General features: G+C 40.4%; 24 protein-coding genes and 1 riboswitch. Of the genes, 9 read left to right on the top strand and 15 right to left on the bottom strand.

Going from position 1 to position 23,554, the window contains the following annotated elements; translation table 11 throughout:
- Positions 1-21 precede the first annotated feature (21 nt).
- Together IPJ16_05040 and IPJ16_05035 are read right to left on the bottom strand one after the other, a co-directional pair.
- Positions 22-1,191, bottom strand: coding sequence for a GNAT family N-acetyltransferase (locus IPJ16_05040; protein MBK7626556.1), 1,170 nt, complete (start codon positions 1,189-1,191; stop codon positions 22-24).
- A gap of 301 nt (positions 1,192-1,492) precedes the next feature.
- On the bottom strand, positions 1,493-3,265 hold the full coding sequence (locus tag IPJ16_05035) for a long-chain fatty acid--CoA ligase (GenBank protein MBK7626555.1): 1,773 nt from the start codon (positions 3,263-3,265) through the stop codon (positions 1,493-1,495).
- 127 nt (positions 3,266-3,392) lie between these two features.
- On the opposite strand from IPJ16_05035, the gene IPJ16_05030 reads away from it, so the two are divergent.
- The 3 genes from IPJ16_05030 to IPJ16_05020 all read left to right on the top strand — a co-directional run bounded on the left by IPJ16_05030 (position 3,393) and on the right by IPJ16_05020 (position 6,613).
- Positions 3,393-5,201, top strand: a complete 1,809-nt coding sequence (locus IPJ16_05030; protein MBK7626554.1) for a carbon starvation protein A — start codon at positions 3,393-3,395, stop codon at positions 5,199-5,201.
- Positions 5,198-5,914 (top strand): gamma-glutamyl-gamma-aminobutyrate hydrolase family protein, encoded by a 717-nt coding sequence (locus tag IPJ16_05025; GenBank protein ID MBK7626553.1) that lies wholly within the window; start codon positions 5,198-5,200, stop codon positions 5,912-5,914. The genes IPJ16_05030 and IPJ16_05025 overlap by 4 nt, the downstream gene beginning before the upstream one ends.
- A gap of 69 nt (positions 5,915-5,983) precedes the next feature.
- A complete protein-coding gene (locus IPJ16_05020) occupies positions 5,984-6,613 on the top strand; it encodes a DedA family protein (GenBank protein MBK7626552.1) in 630 nt (209 codons plus the stop codon).
- Here the strand turns inward: IPJ16_05020 and IPJ16_05015 are convergent.
- The 11 genes from IPJ16_05015 to IPJ16_04965 all read right to left on the bottom strand — a co-directional run bounded on the left by IPJ16_05015 (position 6,599) and on the right by IPJ16_04965 (position 13,900).
- A complete protein-coding gene (locus tag IPJ16_05015; GenBank protein MBK7626551.1) occupies positions 6,599-7,360 on the bottom strand; it encodes a N(G),N(G)-dimethylarginine dimethylaminohydrolase in 762 nt (253 codons plus the stop codon). The two genes, IPJ16_05020 and IPJ16_05015, sit on opposite strands and share 15 nt — an antisense overlap.
- Positions 7,360-7,725 (bottom strand): cupin, encoded by a 366-nt coding sequence (locus IPJ16_05010; GenBank protein MBK7626550.1) that lies wholly within the window; start codon positions 7,723-7,725, stop codon positions 7,360-7,362. Before IPJ16_05010 ends, IPJ16_05015 begins: the two co-directional genes overlap by 1 nt.
- A 202-nt stretch (positions 7,726-7,927) precedes the next feature.
- The gene (locus IPJ16_05005) at positions 7,928-8,812 is read right to left on the bottom strand and encodes a pirin family protein (GenBank protein MBK7626549.1); all 885 of its coding nucleotides are present in this window, start codon (positions 8,810-8,812) and stop codon (positions 7,928-7,930) included.
- Positions 8,813-8,907: 95 nt separating this feature from the next.
- Positions 8,908-9,870 carry a hypothetical protein gene (locus IPJ16_05000; GenBank protein ID MBK7626548.1) on the bottom strand — a complete coding sequence of 321 codons (963 nt, stop codon included), beginning with the start codon at positions 9,868-9,870 and terminating at the stop codon, positions 8,908-8,910.
- 60 nt (positions 9,871-9,930) lie between these two features.
- Positions 9,931-10,752: a 1-acyl-sn-glycerol-3-phosphate acyltransferase gene (locus IPJ16_04995; protein ID MBK7626547.1), complete on the bottom strand. Its 822-nt coding sequence runs from the start codon at positions 10,750-10,752 to the stop codon at positions 9,931-9,933.
- A gap of 6 nt (positions 10,753-10,758) precedes the next feature.
- Positions 10,759-11,574 (bottom strand): alpha/beta hydrolase, encoded by an 816-nt coding sequence (locus tag IPJ16_04990; protein MBK7626546.1) that lies wholly within the window; start codon positions 11,572-11,574, stop codon positions 10,759-10,761.
- Positions 11,575-11,724: 150 nt separating this feature from the next.
- Positions 11,725-12,294, bottom strand: a complete 570-nt coding sequence (locus IPJ16_04985) for an aminodeoxychorismate/anthranilate synthase component II (protein MBK7626545.1) — start codon at positions 12,292-12,294, stop codon at positions 11,725-11,727.
- A 10-nt stretch (positions 12,295-12,304) separates the two neighbouring features.
- Entirely contained in the window at positions 12,305-12,658 is a 354-nt protein-coding gene (locus IPJ16_04980; protein MBK7626544.1) for a hypothetical protein, read from the bottom strand.
- Between the two features lie 35 nt (positions 12,659-12,693).
- The gene (locus tag IPJ16_04975; GenBank protein MBK7626543.1) at positions 12,694-13,230 is read right to left on the bottom strand and encodes a methylated-DNA--[protein]-cysteine S-methyltransferase; all 537 of its coding nucleotides are present in this window, start codon (positions 13,228-13,230) and stop codon (positions 12,694-12,696) included.
- Positions 13,231-13,252: 22 nt separating this feature from the next.
- The gene (locus IPJ16_04970; protein ID MBK7626542.1) at positions 13,253-13,450 is read right to left on the bottom strand and encodes a hypothetical protein; all 198 of its coding nucleotides are present in this window, start codon (positions 13,448-13,450) and stop codon (positions 13,253-13,255) included.
- 27 nt (positions 13,451-13,477) lie between these two features.
- Positions 13,478-13,900: a hypothetical protein gene (locus IPJ16_04965; GenBank protein ID MBK7626541.1), complete on the bottom strand. Its 423-nt coding sequence runs from the start codon at positions 13,898-13,900 to the stop codon at positions 13,478-13,480.
- 68 nt (positions 13,901-13,968) lie between these two features.
- A riboswitch (TPP riboswitch) is annotated at positions 13,969-14,065 on the top strand.
- Between the two features lie 59 nt (positions 14,066-14,124).
- Here IPJ16_04965 and IPJ16_04960 point away from each other — a divergent pair.
- The 4 genes from IPJ16_04960 to IPJ16_04945 are packed head-to-tail and all read left to right on the top strand — an operon-like array spanning position 14,125 to position 17,917.
- The gene (locus IPJ16_04960) at positions 14,125-16,557 is read left to right on the top strand and encodes a TonB-dependent receptor (GenBank protein MBK7626540.1); all 2,433 of its coding nucleotides are present in this window, start codon (positions 14,125-14,127) and stop codon (positions 16,555-16,557) included.
- Positions 16,558-16,573: 16 nt separating this feature from the next.
- Entirely contained in the window at positions 16,574-16,969 is a 396-nt protein-coding gene (locus IPJ16_04955) for a nicotinamide mononucleotide transporter (protein ID MBK7626539.1), read from the top strand.
- The gene (locus IPJ16_04950; protein MBK7626538.1) at positions 16,857-17,288 is read left to right on the top strand and encodes a nicotinamide mononucleotide transporter; all 432 of its coding nucleotides are present in this window, start codon (positions 16,857-16,859) and stop codon (positions 17,286-17,288) included. The genes IPJ16_04955 and IPJ16_04950 overlap by 113 nt, the downstream gene beginning before the upstream one ends.
- Positions 17,264-17,917: a thiamine diphosphokinase gene (locus tag IPJ16_04945; GenBank protein ID MBK7626537.1), complete on the top strand. Its 654-nt coding sequence runs from the start codon at positions 17,264-17,266 to the stop codon at positions 17,915-17,917. The genes IPJ16_04950 and IPJ16_04945 overlap by 25 nt, the downstream gene beginning before the upstream one ends.
- Positions 17,918-17,972: 55 nt before the next feature.
- Here the strand turns inward: IPJ16_04945 and IPJ16_04940 are convergent, their stop codons facing one another.
- A complete protein-coding gene (locus tag IPJ16_04940) occupies positions 17,973-18,935 on the bottom strand; it encodes a response regulator transcription factor (GenBank protein MBK7626536.1) in 963 nt (320 codons plus the stop codon).
- Positions 18,936-19,115: 180 nt separating this feature from the next.
- Here IPJ16_04940 and IPJ16_04935 point away from each other — a divergent pair, with 180 nt between their 5' ends.
- Positions 19,116-19,874, top strand: a complete 759-nt coding sequence (locus IPJ16_04935) for a hypothetical protein (protein MBK7626535.1) — start codon at positions 19,116-19,118, stop codon at positions 19,872-19,874.
- A gap of 116 nt (positions 19,875-19,990) precedes the next feature.
- Positions 19,991-20,965: a hypothetical protein gene (locus IPJ16_04930; protein MBK7626534.1), complete on the top strand. Its 975-nt coding sequence runs from the start codon at positions 19,991-19,993 to the stop codon at positions 20,963-20,965.
- A 266-nt stretch (positions 20,966-21,231) separates the two neighbouring features.
- Here IPJ16_04930 and IPJ16_04925 read toward each other — a convergent pair whose 3' ends face one another.
- Positions 21,232-23,517, bottom strand: coding sequence for a UvrD-helicase domain-containing protein (locus IPJ16_04925; protein ID MBK7626533.1), 2,286 nt, complete (start codon positions 23,515-23,517; stop codon positions 21,232-21,234).
- Between the last annotated feature and the right edge of the window lie 37 nt (positions 23,518-23,554).

The raw sequence follows: 23,554 nt of genomic DNA, 5'->3' as shown, positions 1-23,554 counted from the left end.
AAGGACACAAAGCTTTCCAGATCATTTTGATTCCGGAATAGGATATCTTTTAAATTCTTTTGTTCTGTCGAAAAGATACCTGTAAGTTATATAATTCTTAGCAGGAACACTTCCGACTGAGATAAAGATCTTTCTCATCTTGGGATTGAAATCAGCCACCCACGAGAATTCAACTTCTGTATAATGAGGTTTCTTTGCAAATACTTCACGTACTTTCAGGATAAATGCCGATTCTATCCCATGGTTTTGATACTTCGGTATTACGCCCATCAGCAGCCCTTTGGCACGTGTCATTGTGTTACGCTTCTTCAGGTAAAGGAACTTAATCATACTGAACAGATCGAGTTTTCCGTTCAGATGCTTTAATATCATATTCAGATCGGGAAACATCAGATAGATTGCAATTGGTTTACCTTCAAAATATGCGAGCCAGATAAACTCTTCGTCGATTATTGCTTTTGCTTTTTTAAGAACGGTGTTTATGTAATCGGCCTGCAAGGGTTCAAAATTGGTTTTGAAAGATGCCCAGGCTTCATTAAAAACAAGGGCGAAATCCTGAGTGAATTTTTTCTGGTCTTTCCATGTGAAATGCCTGAATTCGTAACCGGGTTTCTTTGACACCCACTCTGCAATTTTCATGAATCTTTCGTCGAGTGGTTTTGTTATATCAAGGTGGAACCCTTCCATTTTATAATAGGTCTGAAACCCGTATGATTCAAAGAGCTCCTGGTAGTATGGAGGATTATAGGGTACTTCAAACGAAGGGTGTGTGAAGCCTCCGACAAGGAGACCCCAGTATTTGTCTGTCTCCCCGAAGTTTATTGGTCCGTCCATTGCCTCCATTCCCCGTTCCCTCAGCCACTCCCTGGCAGTATCGAAAAGGAGAAAGGCAGAGTTCTTATCATTTATGCATTCGAAAAACCCCATTCCGCCAGTAGGCTGGTCGTAGGTAAACGCAAGGTTTTTATCGATGAATGCAGCTATTCTTCCTGTCAGATTGTTGCTGTCGTCAAGCAGGATCCATCTTTCTACCTCACCATGTTTGAAATACGGGTTTTTTTCAGGATCAAAAATCGCCTCTATCTCATTATCAAAAGGGCACACCCATACCTTGTCGTCCCTGTAAATTATTCTCGCAGCATCGAGGAATTGTTTTCTTGTTTTTTTGTCGGAGACTTTGGTGATCTGCATTTTTAACAAAGTGATGGATTATAAATAAAAATATTCTATAAAAGTGTCCCTCAGGATAAAGTCCGGTAAAAAAGCTCTCCCCTCCTTTTGAAGGAGGGGTGGCCGCAGTAAAATGCTGGTTTGTTTATTGCAAAGTTAATTTGCGGCCGGGGTGGTTGATTAGTAATCCATCTTTTCATCTTTTTGTATTTTATAATATTCCTCAAAAATCAACCACCCCGGTCGGGAAACAAACCTATGTACACATCTGACAATTAGTACTCCCGACCACCCCTCCTTCAAAAGGAGGGGAAAGCTATTCCTACTTCATATAAACCTGATCCAGCAGCTTTTTATACTTGTCAGAAATGAATTTCCTCTTCAGTTTAAGGGTAGGAGAGAGCTCACCTGTTGCCGGACTCCATTCATCAGGCACTAACCTGAACCTGTTTATTCTTTCTGGCGGACTTAGTTTTTTGTTGATCTTTTCGATTTCGGAATTAAAGTAAGACTGGATTTCTGGCAAGCCAATTAACTCCTCTGAATCTGAAAATGAGATCTTTTTCAAGGTTTTCCACTCGTCAAAGTATTTGAAATTAGGTGATATTAAGGCACTTGCAAATTTCTCATGTTCCCCGACTACCATAATCTGGTCTATAACATTAGATTCTTTGAACATATTCTCAATGAGCTGGGGAGCAATAAACTTACCGTTCGAAAGTTTGAAGATCTCCTTTTTCCTGTCGGTGACCATAAGGAATTTACCTTCCTCAAGATATCCTATATCGCCGGTGTGAAACCACCCTTCTTCATCTATTGCTGACTTTGTAAGCTCAGGGTCGTTATAATAGCCCAGCATGACATTGGGACCCTTGCAAAGAATTTCGCCATCCTCAGCAATTTTCACTTCAACGCCCTCAATGGTGATTCCTACTGAGCCCAGCTTTACACCTCCTTTATATGTCCTGTTAATAGTAATAATAGGCGATGTTTCTGTGAGGCCATACATATTAATAATCTTAATTCCGGCAGCCCAGAAGATCCTTTCAAGCCGCGACTGAAGGCTTGCACCGCCACAGCCGACGATTCTTACATTGCCGCCAAGGGCAGCTCTCCACTTGCTGAAAATGAGCTTATCTGCAATACTTAGTTTTTTCTCATATAACCATCCGTTTTCACCGAATGGCTTATATTTTAATCCCAGTTTAACAGCCCAGAAGAAGAGTCTTTTTTTAATTCCTGTAAGTTTCTTCCCTTTTGAAATAATAACATCATAGAATTTCTCAAGAACCCTCGGAACTGCATCAAAACCGTCAGGTTTTATCTCACCCATGTTAACAGCTATTGTGCCCATGCTTTCGGCATAATAAATGCTTGCTCCGCTATATTGTGTCTGGTAATTTCCCATTCTTCCGCCGACATGACATAATGGTAATATACTCAGGTATTTATCAGATGGTTTCAGGTTGAACACAGTTGCTGCTGAGACGAAATTGCTGACGAGATTTTTCTGGGCAAGCATTACACCTTTTGGTTTACCTGTTGTTCCGGAGGTATAGATAAGTGTTGCAAAAGTCTCAGGATCAATCCCTCTCTTTCCTTCCTCCACAGCATTTTTTGTTTCCGCGGAAGCTTCCTTTCCTGAGTTGACTATCTCCATCCAGTTGACAATTCCCGGGATCTTATCGAAAGAATAGACTTTTACGGATTTGCTGATGGCCATAGATAACGGGCTCATGCATTTAAGTAATTTTGCATCAGACACTACTATCATTTTCGCCCCGGAGTCTTTGATAATATACTCATATTCAGCTGTATTAAGAGAAGTAAATACCGGTACATGGACGACCCCGATCATTGCCATACCCATATCGATGAAATTCCATTCGGGACGATTAGTGGAAACAGTTACAATTTTGTCTCCTTTTCTAAGTCCGAGTTCATATAAACCATAACAGAAGTTATATGAATACTCTATATATTCCTTTGAACTGAATTTCAGCCATTTCCCATCATGCTTAAAGCACAATGCATCATCCTTTTCCGGATTCTCCCTGTATCTTTCAAGAAGATCAAATGTTCTTGTTACTTCCATACCTCTTCATTTTCTGTTTATGAGTCGTTTAGTACTGCAATTTAATAATAAATAGCAAATATTGGAATTGCAAAGAAATCAGGAATTGACTATTTTGCTGACTCAATTATTCTATTAAAACAGGTATATGAATGCCATGCCTTTTGTAATCGGAACTGTTGCAATATTTGCTATCGCATACAGGCTCTATTTTAGTTTCGTCGCGGCAAAAGTGGCAGTAAAAAATGATCTGGCTCTTACTCCGGCACACAGATTATACGACAAACAGAACTACTACCCAATGAATAAATGGGTACTGTTTGGGCATCATTTTGCTGCAATTGCCGGAGCGGGACCATTGGTGGGACCAGTTCTGGCTGCACAATTTGGCTTTATGCCCGGATTTCTATGGATGCTTATAGGGTCAGTAATGGCAGGTGCGGTTCATGACTTTGTGATTCTCACTGCATCGGTACAGCATGATGGCAAATCGCTGGCATTTATTGCTAAAGAAGAAATCAATAAGGTGAGTGGAGGTACAACAACATTTGCAATCATATTGATCATAGTAGTGGCCATGGCTGGTCTGGGACTCGTTGTTGTGAATGCTCTGGCAGAAAGCTCCTGGGGTACATTTACAATAGCTTCTACAATTCCGATAGCCATTATCATGGGTTTGTGGATGTTTAAGGTCAGAAAAGGCAAAACACTTGAAGCTACAATTTTTGGAGTTATTATGCTGATTCTGGCTGTTGTTGCAGGAAGATATGTCCCTGATTCTCAATTTGCTTCCTGGTTTACATTTAAACACGATACCCTTACTATACTTCTCGCCGTTTATGGCTTTTTTGCTTCTGTACTGCCAGTATGGCTGCTTCTTTCACCGCGCGATTACCTGAGTTCTATTATGAAAATATCGGTTATCGCACTTCTTGCTGTTGGATTAATTATTGTGGCTCCGGAGATAAAAATGCCGGCATTCACTGAATTCATTCATGGAGGAGGACCCATCATCCCTGGAAAACTATTCCCATATCTTTTCATTACAATTGCATGCGGAGCCATCTCCGGTTTTCATGCACTTGTGGGTTCGGGCACAACCCCGAAGATGATTATGAAAGAGTCTCATATTAAGACAATAGCCGTCGGTTCAATGTTGACTGAAGGCGCTGTTTCTATCATGGCCCTGATCGCAGCCACAAGTCTTCTGCCTCTCGATTATTTTCAGATAAATGTTCCCGTTGAAAAGTTTCAGGCTATCCTGCCAAAGCTTCAGGCAATGGGATTTACAGAATCAAACATCGACCAGCTCTCTGCAAGTGTCGGTGAGAAGATTGCCGGCAGAACAGGTGGTGCTGTTTCCCTTGGAGTCGGTATGGCTTATATTTTTTCATCTATCCCTGGAATGAAACATCTGATGTCGTACTGGTACCATTTTGCCATTATGTTCGAGGCTCTTTTCATACTTACAACGATTGATGCCGGTACAAGAATAGGAAGGTTTCTGTTGCAGGAAGCTTTCGGGAAAGTATATAAGCCATTTCAGCAGACAAACTGGCTGCCGGGAAATCTGATTACAAGCGGGCTGATTGTTTTTGCCTGGGCTTATTTCATTTATACAGGTACAGTATCTACAATCTGGCCAATGTTCGGGACTGCAAATCAGCTTCTTGCAACAATAGCCCTGGCAATAGGTACTTCATTTATTATCAACAGGGGAAGAGCAAAATATGCCTGGGTGACTATCCTGCCAATGCTTTTTGTAGGAGTAACTACGGTTACAGCAGCATTTCTTAATATAAAAAATATCTATATACCTCAGGCCAGGGAAGCTTCAACTTTGGTGCCCGGTCTGATAAATCTTATCCTGACACTGTCGATTCTGGTATGTGTTTTCATAATCTTCTATAATGCAGTACCAAAATGGATTGCAGGTATTAAAGGAATTCAAAGATGACAATAGGGTTTTCAAAAGCCTCTGATAAGGGGAAATATCAGCTCTATGTGAGCTGGCTCAGGAGCATTGATCCTTCATTTGAGTATATAAACTTTTATGGGATGGATGTGTCGCTGGCATTAATGGAATTGGAGAAATGTTCCGGACTGGTTCTTACCGGAGGGGTTGATGTCCATCCCTCATATTATGGAAGGGAAGGGGAAAAGGATCGTTGTGAGATTGATCAGTCGCGGGATATTCTTGAATTCGCACTCATTGAGAAAGCTTTGTTATTAAAGCTTCCGGTACTTGCTATCTGTCGCGGCGAGCAAATTCTAAATGTGAGTCAGGGAGGTGATCTGATTGTTGATATACCTTCAGATCACGGAAACAGCGTAAAGCATAGTTCTGATACCGATGAGCTGATGTATCATACAGTAGATATTGATGTCAATTCTAACCTTTACAGATTTTTCGGCAAGACTTCTTTCGACATTGTATCTGTTCATCATCAGGCAGTTAGAACACTGGCTCCCTGTTTTCGTCCAACCTCATTTGCCAAAGACGGGATTATTGAGTCTTTTGAATGGTTAAGTCCTGAGGGGAAAGGTTATTTACATGCCGTTCAGTGGCACCCGGAGAAGGGCGATTATCATAATGTTTTAAGTCAGGCAATAGGACGAGATTTTATTGAGGCCGCTTACAGAAAACCGAAAATTGGCAGAGACATCTAAAAAGCTTAATATTGCGGACGATTATTTTAAAATTGAATATTATCAATCTGAATTTCAAAAAAATATAAAATGGAATTTTTTCAGTCACTCTTTGATTGGTACATGGCCAATCTGAATTATTTTACAGTAGCCCTTCTTATGACAATAGAAAGTACATTTATCCCTTTGCCATCGGAAGTTGTTGTGCCATTTGCCGCATATAAAGCAGCCCAGGGTGATCTGAATGTCTTCCTTGTGGTATTATTCGGAACCATTGGAGCTTTAACAGGTTCGCTGATTAACTATACTCTTTCGTATTATCTCGGTCGTCCGATTGTCTATGCATTTGCAGAATCCAAAGCAGGTAAGATCTTCCTTCTTTCAAAAGAAAAGGTGCAGCATGCTGAGAATTATTTTCTGAAGAATGGAAAAACATCAACTTTTATCGGCAGGCTGATACCGGGTGTACGACATCTTATTTCTATTCCGGCAGGGCTTGCAAAAATGAATCTCCGCGACTTTATGTTATTTACATTTGTGGGAGCAGGAATCTGGAATATAATTCTCGCAGTTATCGGGTACTATCTTTATGAAATGCGGGAACAGATTTTCCCCTATATGGAGTATATCCTATATCTGATTGGTGTTGTATTTGTAATTTATCTGATCATAAAAATCAGAAAAAACGGCAAGAAAGGTAATACTTTAGAACCGAAGTGACAGACAGCTCAGTCCACCGTCAACTTTCCGGAATTCAGAAACATCAAGGGTAATGGTTTCATAACCTGCCCTTTCTATTTTTTCTCTTGTTTTCGGATAACCTTTCGGGACAATCACTTTGCCGTTTATCCATAATGAATTCGCCGCATAGCTTTCATCGCTGTCAACCTCAATTCGGTTATATTTTTTAAAAGCTTCATTATCTGCGAATTCTCCGCAAACAAGCATGGTGTTGTTTTCAAGATATGATGCTCCTGATTTGAGATGTAACATCTTTTTTAATGCGACCTTTGATCCTGTCATCCCGTATTTATTCAGGATCTTAATCATCTGATCGGCCCCATTATTATTGGTTCTCTCTGAAATACCAATATAAAAATGATCACCGGCCATCATAATATCTCCCGCCTCAATAGTCCCGGGAAGGGAAATGCTCTCAATATTTTCATAGTAACCCGACAGAACCATACGAATGCCCTCCGTTTCACCTCTCCGCGTCACGGCACCAGGACTGGTAATCGCAGCACATTGCTTTGTACAGAGTGCCACATCTTCAATGAAGGTTGAATCAGGATATTGATCGTTACCAGGCAACACTTCAACAGTTAAACCCAGTTTCCTGAGGAGGTCTGTATACAGGGAATGTTGTTTTAATGCTTTTACATAATCAGGTTTCCCAAGATCGGCAGATGTCAGGCCATTCACGATGGAAGCTACAGGTAATCTGACTATTGCATTTCTGAACATCATTCTTCGTCTCTTTTTACCAGATCGGGGGAGAAAGCCGGCAGGCATACTGCAATATAATCGGCACCACCTTCAAAAGGAGTGCTGTATTGAACCCACTCATCCTTCGACGTCATTATTCCCTGTCCCTCGGTCACAATAAATTCCTGAGTTTTTGTTGTAATCTTAAGTTTTCCCTTTAATACAACAGTGTACTCATTGAATTTCGGGCACTGGCCCGGTTCAAGCCAGCCTTCAGGACTTGTCATATGGGCTATGCTAACCTCTGATGTTTTACTGTTTACATGTCCGAAAATCTCCCGGATTATTTTCTCCTTATTTCCGGCTGCTTTAATTATTGAGGGTGATTTAATATGCTGTGCCATGATTACTATGAAGTATTTAATTTGAGATAAAAATAATTTATTTTATTCACATATGAATCAGCCCCTAAATCCCCTAAAGGGGACTTTCTGATTCTCTAAAATATTATGATACATGATGATTTTAAGCCCCCTTTAGGGGGTTTGGGGGCAGTTCTCTGCATGATGATTTTAAGCCCCCTTCAGGGGGCCAGGGGGCGGTTATTCAATCTTCAAGATACCCGAATTTACCGTCATAATAGTCCTTGTATGCTTGTTTTATTTCTGCTTCGGTATTCATCACAAACGGACCATATGAAGCAATGGGCTCATTAAGAGGCTCTCCGCTCAATACAAGAACAATGCTGTCATTAATTGCTTCGATTAAAATATCTTCTCCTTCATGCCCGAATAAAACAAAATTATTCTCAGGTGCTGTTTTTGATTCATTTATTTTAATCTCTCCTTCAATTACCAGCATCCCCGTGTTGAATTTCGGGCTGAAACTGAATTCAGCTTTCCCACCTGATGACATTTTTGCGTTGAAAAGATTAACTGGAGAGAATGTGAATGCCGGACCTTTTTTCCCGTTATATTCCCCGGCAATAAGTTCCACAAAGCCCTTTCCATCACTCAGGTTTACCCGGGGCATGTCTTTATTTTCAATAGCCTGGTATTTTGCCGGTGTCATTTTAACCTTTGCGGGAAGATTTACCCAAAGCTGCACCATCTGGAAGACTCCGCCTTTTTTACTAAATTCTTTTTCATGGTACTCTTTGTGGAGAACACCTTCTCCGGCAGTCATCCATTGAACATCTCCTTCTCCAATTACACCACTGTTTCCAGCACTATCGTGGTGAGCTACCTTGCCTTTATAGGCAATAGTCACTGTTTCAAAGCCCCTGTGAGGATGAACTCCGACTCCTTTAGGCCTGTCAGAAGGAGGCACAACCCATTTTGATCCGTAATCCATAAGGAAGAACGGGCTCATGCCATCGAGTCCAACCTGCGACTGGGAAGGAAAGAAATTGTGTACCCTGAAGCCATCACCAACCATATGAAAAGCAGGTGGCGGCATAATTGCTTTAATGCTTTTATAATTCGGTTTCATTATCTTTTGTTCTATAGTTTTTACTTCAATTTTTTTATTCCTGTTCAACTCTAAGTACTCTAGTCACTCCAAACTCTAGTCACTCAGTACTTCTCCTACAAGTACTCAAATATTTTATCGATAACCTCAAGTCCGGCCCTTTTGCCTGTATCAGAATATAGAATGTTGTTATTCAGATCGTAGAGAGTCAGAGTTAAATCTGAATCCACACTTTCCTTAATTCTCCTCGACATATTGCCCGATGCAGGGGCTTTCAGTTCTCCGAACGTCTTTTTTACAGCTCTTACCTTCAAAATGAATTTTTTATTCCTGAGTGTCATTGAAACAGAGTTTTCATCATGCACCAGATCAGTAAGATAAGATTTGTTGTAAGTGCTGAACACAATAAACTCTCTGTTATAGAACAGGAAGGAGATGAACCCGATAAAAAATTTCCCTATCCACGGGATCTTTGCCACTGAGAATGTGAATGAGGTACCGGAATTTGAGAAATTATTTGACTGCATCCAGATCCATGCTTCAGGAAAAGAAGTGCCCCAGTCTTTTTCGATATAACCTTTTCCTCCTGTGAAATCAATAACAGTATCTTCAGCACTTATACTTCCTTTCAGTGAGTGATTTACAGATATTATTCCATGCTTGCATTCCATGTATGGCACAAATGAATACCAGCCCATTATCCCGGGCGAAAAAAGGGTTTTGGGATAATTCACGCAGTTGATGAAATCAATATGTCCTTCAATATTTATACTGCCGGATTTGATTTTAAGATCGATGTAACTATCTGTGAAAACGGAGTCCCCTATTTTTATAAAGACCTTTTGTTTATCCCATATAAAGCTTTCTACAGGATAACTGATATACTCTGATTTACCTGTTATCCCATTTATCACCTGGATAAATGAATGCGGCTCATTATCGTTTATCGATATTCCGGGAATGAATGACCAAACATGTTTCAGATCTGAAGAAACATGTTTAAAATACCAGCCCTCGAAGTACCTTTTGTTTTTCAGGCTGCCCTGAAAAACTTCCGGTTTGTAAATACTGAAACTCATTGTCGGAACATTTCAATGATTAGAACAATTCAGATGAACTAAAGTTTAATCTTCCAAAACTCAGATTATGTCTTTGTTGTATACGGCTTCTCTAACATATAATGCCCAATCAGCATGTGTTTTATCTGCTGAGAATGTCTTGCAGGGAATTGGTTTTTTGAAATTCAGGGTAACTGTTGAGTTCCTTTGTTTATGCATCTCACGGGGCAGAAGAATTATTTCCAGCGACATCTTTATTCCAATGAATTTCCTGAACCTGTCAACAGAATAGAACAGGTTTGAATTTCTTCCTTCAATAAAAACCGGAATAACATCGCGGTTAAACTGAATAGCTTTTGTGATAAAGGTTTTTTGCCAGGCCGGATCGGAAATCACCCCTTTTTTTCTTCGCGAAACAATTCCGGCAGGGAATATCATAATCTGGTTATCTGATTCGAACAGCTGATTAAATTTTTCGACTGTATCCCGTGTATTTGTGCCGAATACGTTTACTCCGAGAATCACAGGATGCAGGTTAGGTATATAGTTGAAGAGCTCATTCGACGGAGAGATCACATCAGGAAAAAACCGGTGGATCGCACTTAGAAAAGACAAAGCATCCATTCCACCTACAGGGTGATTAGCGACAAAAACGAATCTTCCGGCTGCAGGTATGTTTTCACTTCCTTTTACCTCAACATTAACATTCCAGTCTTTCAGAACAGCATTTACAAACGGGACTCCATTCTTGTCGCGGTTCCGGAATATTGTTTCGTTCATCTCATCCTGCCTGACAAGCTTTTCAATCATCCTTATTACAAAGCGGGGAAGGGATCTCACAAATTTCGATTTGCTGCTTCTGATAGCCTTCTCTAAATCAATTGTTTTTGTGATCTCTTCCATATAGTCTTATTTCTTATCAGACAGGGTACCTGCAAGCCATTTTTCGGCAAGCAGAGGCCATGTTTCAGCAGCATTTACACCTTTCCGCAAACCATATCCGTGTCCTCCTGAAGCTAAAAGATGCAATTCAGCAGGCTGTTTCGCATCCCTTAAAGCTGAAGCCATTACAAGTGCACTGTTGCCATGAGTATCATCGGCTGTCTGAAATATGAAGAAAGGAGGAGTCTCCTTTGTAATCTGCAGTTCCGGGGTGAGGCTCTTCCCTTCTCCCTGATCGAGATATGCAGGATATATTAACATAACAAAAGATGGTCTGCATGAGAGGCTGTCAATTTTATCAATGATTGGGTAACTCTTTGTGCTGAAGAGTGTCCCGGCTCTTGCGCCCAGACTTCCGCCGGCTGAAAAGCCAATTACACCTATTTTTTCCGGATCAAGTTTCCATGTTACAGCATTTTCCCTTACAATTCTTATTGCACGCTGTATATCCTGAAGAGCACCTGCCTTTTTATCCGGGACCCTGTACTGGAGCACAAATGCAGAGTAGCCAAGATTATTGAGCCATTCAGCTATCTCAGTTCCTTCTTTATCCCAGGCAAGGATATTATATCCGCCTCCGGGGCAAATAATAACTCCTGCACCATTACGTTTCTGAGAATCCGGAAGCCTTATAAGAATTGCAGGATCAGTAATTTCTGCAATCCTTATAACATTATCGTTTCTTGATGGGGCAAAGACAGGTTCGTTTTTTTCTTTGTTTTCTCCGGGGACTTTCCCGGGCCACAGATAGATTAAATCTTTTTTTTGCGAAAACAGGTTCATCGAAATGATAATAATGATTGCAGAAAGTGATAATTTTTTCATCACGGAAATATTTTAAAACTCTTAATTTTTAGCCCTTATAGATTGTACAAAGTTATTGATTTTATGAGGCAATGATCAATCATAATTAACAGGCGGGTAATTGTATACTCATATCTTAAGCCAGTTTTTAACGATCTGCATGCCATATTTTGTCATAATTGATTCCGGATGGAATTGTACACCCCTCACATCCAGTGTTTTGTGAGATATAGCCATTATGTTTCCTTCTTCATCCCCTGCTGTAATTGTTATGTCGGGAGGAAGTTTTTTTTCATCTAATACCCAGGAGTGATATCTTCCTGCAGTAAATGTCTCCGGAATCTCAGAAAAGAGTTTTTCATCCCTGTCAAGTACAAAGATCTTTGTCTCCACACCATGGTATACAGTGTTAAGATTTATCAGGCCTCCGCCGAAAGCTTCTCCAATGGCCTGACATCCGAGGCATACTCCAAAAATGCTTTTGGAAGGCGCAAAACGGGTAATCATCTTTTTTGTTATTCCCGCATGATCAGGTAAACCGGGTCCCGGTGATATTAAGATCTTATCATAATTTTCTATCTGTTCAAGAGCTATCTCATCGTTCCGGAAAACATCGATATCCCCTGAAGTCAGTTCCCTGAGCAGATGAACGAGATTGTATGTAAATGAATCGTAATTATCGAGAACCAGAATCTTCATTTATTTATTTTCACTCCACTATTTCTGCGTGGTCAAACTTCTGGGACTGGAAGTTTACTTTACCCTTTCTGACTCTTGTTGCTCCCTTGCTGCTGAAGAATCCCCATCCACCGCTACCCAGTAGAAAGCCAAGTGCGTACAGGCCTCCGTTGTTGTTCTGGGCATACAGGGTTATTTCTTTGTTGAACAGCATTCCTATAAAGTCGAAGGGGGCAATAAACCCATGCCATAAACCACCAAAAAAACCATATTGATGTCCGGTCAGACAAGCTTCAACGGATTCATTCTGAGCACATCCTGAGAGGATTATTACTGCCAGCAGCAGGGTAAACCAGAGATATTTCCTAGATGTGAGAGTTTTCATTCGATTCAAGATTTTGTTTATAATGATATTAATACTTATTCTCCAAACAATGTAAGGTCAACAGATTGTCCTGAATGCTTTCTTTCATGGTCAAGCAGCCACCTTTTTCTTTTCAATCCCCCGCCATAGCCGGTGAGGCTTCCGTCGGATCCTATAACTCTGTGACAAGGAATAATTATAGCTATCCTGTTCATTCCGTTTGCATTTGCAACCGCCCTTATAGACTCAGGATTGCCAAGGGCTATTGATTGTTCCATGTATGAACGTGTGGTGCCATAACTGATATTCATTAATTCTTTCCATACAGCCTGCTGAAATGGGGTACCGGGCGTTACCAGCGCGAGAGAGAACTCTTTTCTTAAACCTTTGAAATATTCATCCAGCTGCAATCTTAAGTCGTGAAAATGGATGCTTTCTCCAGCTTCAATATTTGTTTTCAGATACCGTGAAAGATCTTTATACTCTGTATTCAGCATTTTTCTGTCGCTGAATTCCAGAAGGCAGATACCATCTTCAACAGCACCGGCAATCATGGTCCCGAGTTCCGTTTCAATATTTGCAGTGATAATCATAGGGGGACCGCGAATGATTAAATTACTTCTTTTTCCCTGCCAGTAATGCTGTAAGCAATCCGGCAACGAAAACAGCCAGGCCGCTTGTAACCAGCACTTTTTTCCTCTTCTGTTCCTCTTCAGTCATTTGGTTCCATGGCTTCTGTTTATTGCTGAAAAGAAGAAATGCCACCATTAGAAGGGCCAGAGCGGCAACTACAATTGCTATAATTCGTATCATAGACTTTGTTTTAAGTATTTTTAATTATCAGCCGGGAAGTTTATCCCTGGTTGACTTTATAAACTTTGCATTCCTGAACCTCAACGCCGACCAGTCATCATCTATTGAAATCATCCTGATCCCATGAAAACCTGAATTGTTCAGTATACTCCATCCATGGTCGCGGTCGAGATCTGATTTGTATTTCTTTGAACTCTTTTTAGGATAGCAAAACCAAAGTACACCATCCGCTATAAGGTTGTGCAGAGCAATACATGTTATATGATTTACTTCTGATGTGTTCTTAACAAAAACCATTATGAAACCATAGGGATACCTTGGATCAATCTCCCTGTCAACAGTCACATTACTGAGATCATTTGAAAGTACTGAGGCAAAACTCTCATCGGAGTTTATTAATGCAATTCTCTCCTGACCTTTGTAATTGAGTTTTTCTACCAGCTTCTGCATTTTATACTCCTGATTTGGCGGCTAAATTACAATAAATATATTTATCCGCTAAAAAGAGTTATCTTTACAGAGTCAAAATGGGGTGCCTTAATACTACGGGCTGAGATCATACCCTTAAACCTGATCCGGGTAATGCCGGCGGAGGGAAGAGAGAGTATCATATAAATCAGCCTTCAACAACCGCCTCATTTACTTGATGTTAATTGTTATTAATATTAGATGTAATGAAGAAATTGTTATATATTTTAATACTCATTCTCCAACCTCTGATCTCTGAGGCAGCAGGGTTCCAGGATCAGCTGTGGGAAATAAGGGGGAAAGTCACGGATACAGGTTCTGCTGTTCTGACAGGAGCAAGTGTAACTATTGAAAACTCGAATCTGGGTGTTTATACCGACTCTGAGGGAAGGTACTCCCTCACCGGATTAAAGCCCGGTTTATACCAGCTCAGGTTCTCATTTCTCGGATATGAAACAGTTGTGAAAGAAGTTGTTCTGAAAGACAATCTTACACTAGATATATCTCTTACACCAAAGGCATTTTTAACAGATGATGTCATGGTTAGTTCAACCAGAGCCGGAGACCATTCCCCGCTGGCATATACAACTATTGGAAATGATCTTATAAGAAAGCAGAATTCAGGTTATGATATGCCCTATTTGTTAAGTCTCACACCGTCGCTTGTTGAGACATCTGAAGCGGGTAACGGAATAGGGTATACATCTCTGCGGATCCGCGGGACCGATGGAAACAGAATAAATGTTACAATAGATGGGATACCTCTTAATGATCCTGAATCGCAGCAGGTATTCTGGGTCGATCTGCCTGATCTGGCATCGTCAGTTGAAAACATTCAGGTTCAGAGAGGAGCCGGAACATCAACTAACGGAGCCGGAGCATTCGGGGCGACAATCAGTATACAGACCACCAATCCGAAAAATGAGCCTTTCGCAGAGGTTAATTCATCTGTTGGGTCCTTCAATACATTTAAGAATGTGGTCTCGGCGGGCAGCGGACTGCTTGGAGGTAAATTTGCACTTCAGATGCGTTATTCAGATATTAAGAGCGACGGCTATATATCCAGAACAGGTTCTGATCACAGATCAGCATATATAAACGGAGTTGTGAGAACAGGACGGTCGATGCTGAAAGCCAATCTTATACTTGGTGAAGAACACACCGGAATCGGCTGGTGGGGTGTACCAAAAGAGATGCTCTCAATTGACAGAAGGTATAATCCTGCCGGCGAATATACTGACCCGGATGGAGTTACGCGCTACTATTCAAATGAGAGCGATAATTATACACAAAACCATCTTCAACTCATTTATAGTTTGAAAATAAATGATTTACTGTCATTCAATACAGCACTTCATTATACAAAAGGTAAAGGATACTATGAAGAATACCGCGAAGATCAGTCATTTTCAAAGTACGCATTGCCTTCGGTTACCATAGGCGATTCGGTAATAAAATCAACTGATCTTATAAGAAGAAAATGGATGTCAAATGATTTCTATGGTGCTGTTTATTCACTCAGGTATCAGAAAGATAGGGTTGAAGCAGTTGCAGGAGGAGGAATAAATGTTTATCATGGTGATCATTTCGGAAGAATCATCTGGATGAGGAATGCAGGTAATACTGAGAAGGATTACCGTTGGTATATAAACAATTCCTCTAAAGCTGAAATAAGTCTTTATGGAAAGATAAACTATTCCTTAACAGATAAAGTAAGTGTATTTGGAGATCTTCAGTACAGATATATCGATTATCTAATGGTTGGTCCCGATGATGATCAAAAGGATATTACCCAGTCACATCGTTTCAGTTTCTTTAATCCCAAGGGCGGCCTTTTTTATTCTATATCAAAGAACCAGGATGCATATCTCAGTTTCTCTGTTGCTAACCGGGAACCAACCCGTTCCGATTTTAAGGAAGCTTCAGGAGATGCAACTGCTACTCCGGAATCAGAGACCCTTTATGATACGGAAATCGGATATAAATTGCGTACAGAGAAGAGTATTATCGCTGTAAATGTGTATGCCATGATATATAAAGACCAGCTTGTCCCAACAGGTGAACTCAGTGATGTTGGCTATTCAATAATGACTAATGTATCAAGAAGTTACAGAGCGGGAGTTGAGCTTGCAGCGGGTGTTAAGCCTGCTGAATTTATTGATTGGAATATTAATATGACACTCAGCAGAAACAGGATCCTCGATTTTACTGAACATTATGTCGAATATAGCACGACAGACTGGTCTGAGGCAAATAAGAGCAACGACCTGGGGCAGGTTGATATTGCATATTCACCTTCCGTAACAGGGTCAAGCGACCTCTCCTTCAGGATCGCAAAAAATCTCAATACCCATATTATAAGCAAATATGTAGGACTACAGTATATTGACAATACAATGGATCCTGAGCGGGCAATTGATCCCTATTTCGTTAATAACCTTAGGATAGACTTTAATCCTGATATAAAAAATCTGAAGGGGCTTGAACTTCAGTTGCTTATAAATAATATTCTGAATAACAGTTATGAAAGTAATGGCTATGGAGGCAACTGGTATGAGGATGGGGTTGAAAAAAGCTGGTCGTACTACTTCCCTCAGGCTGGAATTAATTATATGTTCAGAGTTGGCGTAAGATTCTGATAATCAATACATTATAATGGTTGTAAGTAATTGGATATCAGATAATTACATAGAGGTCTTCGGTGCAATAACCGGAATAATATATGTATTTCTCGAGATCAGGCAGAATATATGGCTCTGGCCTGTCGGGATTGTGACATCAGCTGTTTATATACTTGTCTTTTTTACAAGTAAGTTCTATGCCGATATGTCGTTGCAGGGGTATTATCTGGTGATAAGTGTTGTGGGGTGGTATTGGTGGAGAAGGGCTAAGGGCGAAGGGCACGGAGCACAGGGCAAAGAGCAAGGGCAAAGGGCCAATGGCGCAATGGCGCAAAGGCCTAACGGCAGAAGAGGAGAATGGGAGAGGGGGAGACCCGGAGACGGGAGACAGAAGACCGCAGACCAAAGCGACAAGGGGATTGGTTGTTAGCAGATTAAAGCTGAAAACCGGATTAATTCTGGGGTTAGTGTTTGTTTTTTTATACACCGGAATGTGGCTGGTTCTGTCGAAGCTTACTGATTCGCCTGTACCGGAATGGGATGCTTTTATTACCTCTTTATCGATAGTTGCAACCTGGATGCTGGCCCGCAAGATATATGAACACTGGTATTTGTGGATTATTGTTAACTTCGTTTCAGCAGTTCTTTTTATTACACGGGGACTTTACCCAACAGTAATTTTATATCTGGTTTACGGAATTATGTCGTTTGCCGGACTTATAGCATGGAAGAAAACAATACTAAAATGAGTGCACACACGATAATTATCGCCGACGGAACTTTCCCTACCCACGCGATTCCTCTCAGCTATATAAGGAATGCGGAGAAGATTATCTGTTGCGATGGCAGTGCAGATAATACGGTTCTGTCCGGATTCACTCCCGATGCCATTGTGGGCGATATGGATTCGCTCAGCAGTGAGTTGGCTGACAGATTTGCTGACCGTATATTTCCTGATGATGACCAGGCAACAAACGACCTTACAAAGGCAGTCACCTGGTGCAGGGAGAGTGGTCTGAAAGATCTTGTTATTGTTGGTGCTACTGGTAAACGGGAAGATCATACAATAGGAAATATTTCACTTCTGGCAGAGTATGTCGAAGACGTTAAGGTAATTATGGTTACAGATACGGGTCTGTTTATGCCACTGCTGAAAACCACATCAATTAGTACTTTTAAAGGTCAGCAGGTTTCGCTTTTTGCTATTGATCCTGATACAGAGATAACAACCCATGGATTAAGATATCCGCTTAACAGAACAAAAATAAAAAACTGGTGGTTTGCTACTCTGAATGAAGCCCTTGGAGATACATTCACTATAGAGTTCAGTTCCGGAAGAGTGATTGTTTATCTGAAATTTGCCCCCATGCCCCCCTGAAGGGGGGTTAATTCGACTCATTATTTTAGCAGGTAACAAATAGTATATAAGAATGTTAGCCCCCCTTTAGGGGGGTTGGGGGGCGATTAAAAGAAATTGCTTCCTTCACCAGATTTATCAGCTGTACCCTGCTTTTAACATTAGTCTTTATGTAAATGCGGTGGGTATGGTCTTTAACAGTCTGGAGACTTATAAAAAGCTTATCCGAGATCTCTTTGTTACTTAGCCCGTTGCATATTTCACGTACGATATCTGTTTCCCTGGGTGATACTTCGAATTGTTTGCAGAATTCTTCAAATGATAAATCTTTCATTGGCTCTTTGATGAATGCTGAAAGAAGTGTTCCGTAGTTCAGGTAGATGGGCAGGAAGGTATTTCCTGCGAAAAAGGCCAGAATGAAAGCAGCTGCAAGTGAGATCTGTGTTGTGTAAAGGAGAAGAAGCACACACTGTATTATCATGATCATGATTATTACAGGGGCAATAATCCGGCGGTCAAAATCGTGAATAAACGATTTCCCTTTATTCGGAAAGTATATTATCAGTGCAGTAATAATTGAATAGAGCATATTCATGACAATAAAGTAATTCCTGATAAGCGATACAGGTTTTACGTCATTTGCTTTTGCAATAAAATATCCAACAACAATTATGATAGTGAAATTAAAAAGCAGAAACCAAAGTACCAGCCATTTATTACTTTTTCTTCCCGAAATACCGCATGCAAACTGAATAAGCATTAGCCATGCAAAAACCAGGAATGGGAGACCAAGAAGCATGGCAATATCGGAAAATCTCGACATAAGGTCCTCAGAAATATATGATTCAAGCAACACTTTGATAACCGCTTGTCCCCAGATCCCATAAAACCCGAAAGCAAAAATAAAGACCTGAAAATATAGAAGTGTTGAGAATATTTCATGGTGGAATTTGTCACGCAGTCTGGTGGAGAGCACTATCCCCCCGGCAGCCATGGCAACTGATAAAATGAATATTAAATAGATAAAATACTGCAACATTATATAAAGGTATAAAATTTGGTTAACCAACGGTTCAAAAATAGACACAACCAAAGTAGTGTACTAAATACTAAAGTAGTATATTTTAAAATCACTACTATAGTATGAAGGCTGAGAATAAGAGCAGATGTAAATTTGCTTCATAACAACCGGTTTATACTTTTAAAAAAAATGAAAAAAATGGAAACAAATAATGATTACAGGTTAGTACCATCTTTTGGAAACAGTTTTGGTACAGGATGGCAGGTTATGTTTGATAATTTTCTCAGGTTATTCCTGGTGATTATTGTATTAGCTATAGTTACTGCCCCATTTAAAATGTTCAACTGGCATATGGATATGTCAGATCTGCACAAATTGCCTTTTAATTTTGGTAATGGATTTGACTTTGGCCACAATATGAAAAGTGCATTAACTTTAGGTTCGCTTGGCATTTTTGCAGCATTTTTTGTACTTATCGGAATTCTTTATGCCTTTCTTATTGCACCAGTATTTGAGTTCGGCGGAGATATGATATTTGTTCAGGCAGTGAGAAAGATCAAACCCGATTTTGAATATCTTATTAAGGGCTTCATGGAGAACTATCTGAGTATTGTTCTTGCCAACCTTCTGGTCTTTGCTCTGGTTGTAATGGGATTCTTTGCATTGATTATACCGGGTATCATAATCGCATGCAGGCTGGTATTTGTATCATACATTATTATGGACAAAAAACTTGATCCCATTGAAGCAGTTGAAATGAGCTGGAGGCTTACAAGGGGACATGGATGGCAGATCTTCTTTATGGCTATTGCCTCATTCTTTATCTGCATATTCGGATTGATGTTGCTTATAGTTGGTATTTTCCCAGCAATTATCTGGATATCAAGTTCATTTGCAGCACTTTATGAGTCAGTATTGAGAGAAAAGGAAAAGCCTGCTGAAGCTGTTGCAGCATAAAAACTGATTAATCTGAGCCCCTCATCAAAAAGTGAGGGGCTTTTATTTTGGTACAAGGTTTGTATGTGAAAGGAAAAAATCTTTAACTTTATCTTGAATTTTAACTTATAAAAAAAATGAAAACCAGAACTCTATTCTTATTATTTGCCTGCATGCTTATTCTGCCTGCAACTTCGAGTGCCCAGGTCGGAAATTTGCTCAAGAACAAAATGAACAAGGTAGTAAATGCAGGTGCTAAAACCGTTAATAAAGAAATTGATAATCAGATCGATACGGCCGTTAACAAGGAGGCTGACAAGGCACGGGAAAAAGCTGCTGTCAGAACAGAGGAGAACAAAGCCAAGAACCAGCCTTCACAGCCATCAGGCGGTAATACAGGACAGGACGAGCAGGCTTCTGGCGGTGCTGCTTTGAGCGGTCTATTCGGTAACAAAATAGACCTTAAATACAAAGAAGATTACAGCTTCACTTCAAGGATATATATGATAACTGAGGTGTATGACAAAAAGGATGTAACCAAGATGGACTTCTTTATGTTCTACAGCAGTAGTACACCAAGTATCGGGATTGAAACAAATACTATAAATACCAAGGAGGAGGGTTCAATACCTGTGGTTGCCCGGATGGTTATGGATGGTGAAAATAAGTGTTTCATTATGCTGACTGATGTTAACGGAATGAAAATGGGAATCATCTCTGCAATACCAGATGAGAATAGTGCCAACGGCCAGGATGGTAAGAAGAAAAAGGATAATCCTCCGAATTTTACAAAAACAGGTAATTCAAAAGTAATTGCCGGGTATAAGTGTGATGAATACACTTATAAAGATATTGATGATAATTCCACAGGTAAAGTATGGTTCACAAAAGATGCAAAGCTTAAAATTGATAAGAAAGGCTGGCAGAACTCAAACATGGCAGCATATTATGGAAATCCCGACTTCAATGAAGGTATAATTCTTGCCAGTGAATCATATGATGACAAGGGTAAACTTACAGCAAAAACAGAAACCAAGGAAATCAATGAAAATTTCCCTCAATCTATTTCTGTAAAAGGATACACCCTGCGTCAGATGAATATGGGGAAATAATTTAAATTCAGACTGATTCTATCCTTAAACCTTACAAAGTACACTTGAAAAAAATGTACCAGAATCAAGGAGATTCCTCGCTATCGCTCGGAATGACAGAGCTTTAGTTGTGAGGGGGGAAAAGAAATGGCGATTCGCAAGATAAATTTGAACTGTCCGAAATTATCAGCGAATCGCCATTTCTTTTCCTCTTATGATTCCATAAGAACCTGTCATCCTGAGCGATAGCGAAGGATCTCCAGGATTCATATGAATTTGTCATAGACCTATAATTTCTTAAGTTTCGCAAACCGCAGCAGAAGTTTTTTACTTCCCTCTTTTTCAAATTCGACAGTTGCCGTGGTATTGGGTGGCTGACCTTCAATGGTAATAATAACTCCGTTCCCGAATCTTTCGTGCTGAACAGAATCGCCTTCTGAAAACAGAGAGGCATCACTTGCAGCAAATACTTCTCCTGATCCGGATGAAGAAACCGCCTTACTTATCTTTTTCAGTTTATCTTCCCTGAGATACGACTTTGGTTCCTCTCTGATTATTATGGGCTTATCAGTTTTTTGATTGTTGCTGTTAAATGGTTTCCCCCCGGTTTGAGGATATTGAAGATATTTCTGATCTATCTCTTTAAGGAAGCGGCTCGGACTGCATCTTTCAAGATTACCCCATTTATACCTGTTGAGGGCATAACTCAGAGTAGCCTGCTTTTCAGCCCTGGTAACTGCTACATAGAATAACCGTCTCTCCTCCTCAAGCTCCCGTGCACTTCCCGACGACATTGGTGAGGGAAACAGGGTGTCCTCCATTCCCACTATGTATACATGTTTGAATTCCAGACCCTTGGCAGAATGCATAGTCATAAGCGTGATTTTGTTGCGGTCCTCATCATTCTCAGTATCCTGATCTGTGAGCAGTGCCACATTCGCCATATATGCCTCAAGGGTTGCAGGATCCCCGTTCGTCTCGGCTGCCTCGGTAAATACCTTTATAGCATTGAGAAGTTCTTCAAGGTTTTCATAACGACTCACTTCTTCCGGAGATTTCCCCTCCTTCAGTTCTCTCATGATGCCAGACCCCATTGCTATCTCCCTTGCTTTGGTAAATGCATCGGTTGAATCAGAGTTGAGACGGAGGTTATTAATAACATCGGCATATAGCTTTAGTTTTTTAGCTGTTCCCTGATTGAAATGGTCGGGGTATTTTGCTGCCTCACCAAGTATACTCCAGGCTGTTACATTCAACGATGCCGAGAGCTCAAATATTTTCTGAATCGAAGTATCTCCGATACCCCTTTTAGGATAGTTTATAGATCTTTTCAGTGCCTCCTCATCTTCAGGATTAATGACCATTCTGAAATAAGAAAGAACATCTTTTATTTCCTTTCGCTCGTAAAATGACAAACCGCCATAAATCTTATATGGTATGTTCTTTCGGCGCAAAGTCTCCTCAAAGATCCTCGACTGCGCATTGGTCCGGTACAGAATAGCAAAGTCTGACCAGTTGAGCTGTTGTGAAAACTTCTTTTCAAATATGTCTGAAGCAACATTGAATCCCTCTTCTGAGTCTGTGACAGACTGAAAGACCTGAATCTTTTCTCCGGTCTCATTCATTGAAACAACATTCTTCTGGATCTGTGCTTCATTATTCGCTATAATCGTATTTGCAGCATTGACGATAATCTGTGTCGACCTGTAGTTCTGTTCAAGCTTAAAAAGCTGATAGTCGGAATAATCGTTCTTGAACTCAAGGATATTTTCAATACGTGCTCCCCTGAAAGAATAAATACTCTGGGCATCGTCGCCTACAACACAGATGTTATGATGAGATGCTGCAAGTTTTTTAACTATCAGATATTGAGAGTAGTTGGTGTCCTGATACTCATCAACAAGTACATAATTAAATCTCGACTGATATGATGCCAGTACTGCCGGGAAATCCCTGAACAGTATGTTTGTATTCAGAAGCAGATCGTCGAAGTCCATTGCATTTGCCTTGAAACATCGCGCTGCATAAGTTTTGTAAATGTCAGCCAGCAAGGGCATCCTGCTGGCTCTGTCATATTCCTGTAAAGAACTGTCAGCTGCATACATGTTTGCGGTAACAAGGTTGTTCTTTGAGGCTGATATCCTGGATGATATTGCTCCCGGCTTGTAAATATTGTCATCGAGATTTAGTTCCTTTATTATTGAGCGGATCAGACTTTTTGAATCTGATGAATCATATATTGTAAAATTTGATTTATATCCGAGTTTATCTCCCTCCATCCTGAGGATCTTTGCAAAAATAGAATGGAACGTGCCCATCCATAGATACCTGGACACCTCAGGGCTAACGATCCGGGTGATCCTTTCCTTCATCTCTTTGGCAGCCTTATTTGTAAAGGTGAGCGCAAGTATTTTCCCTGCGGGAACACCCTTCTCCAGGAGATGTACAATACGGTAAGTAAGAACCCTGGTTTTGCCTGCGCCAGCTCCTGCTATGACAAGGGATGGCCCCTCAGAATTTATAACTGCTTGTTTCTGAGATTCATTCAGATCGTTTAGGTAATTGCTAGTCATGTTTAATTTTGAATTACAGCATTCAGGGTCGGCAAAT

The sequence above is a fragment of the Bacteroidales bacterium genome (assembly GCA_016709865.1).
In the GTDB taxonomy this organism is placed as follows: domain Bacteria; phylum Bacteroidota; class Bacteroidia; order Bacteroidales; family VadinHA17; genus LD21.
The sequence above is the reverse complement of the archived record's forward strand: the minus strand, read 5'-3'. Positions and strand labels throughout refer to the sequence as shown.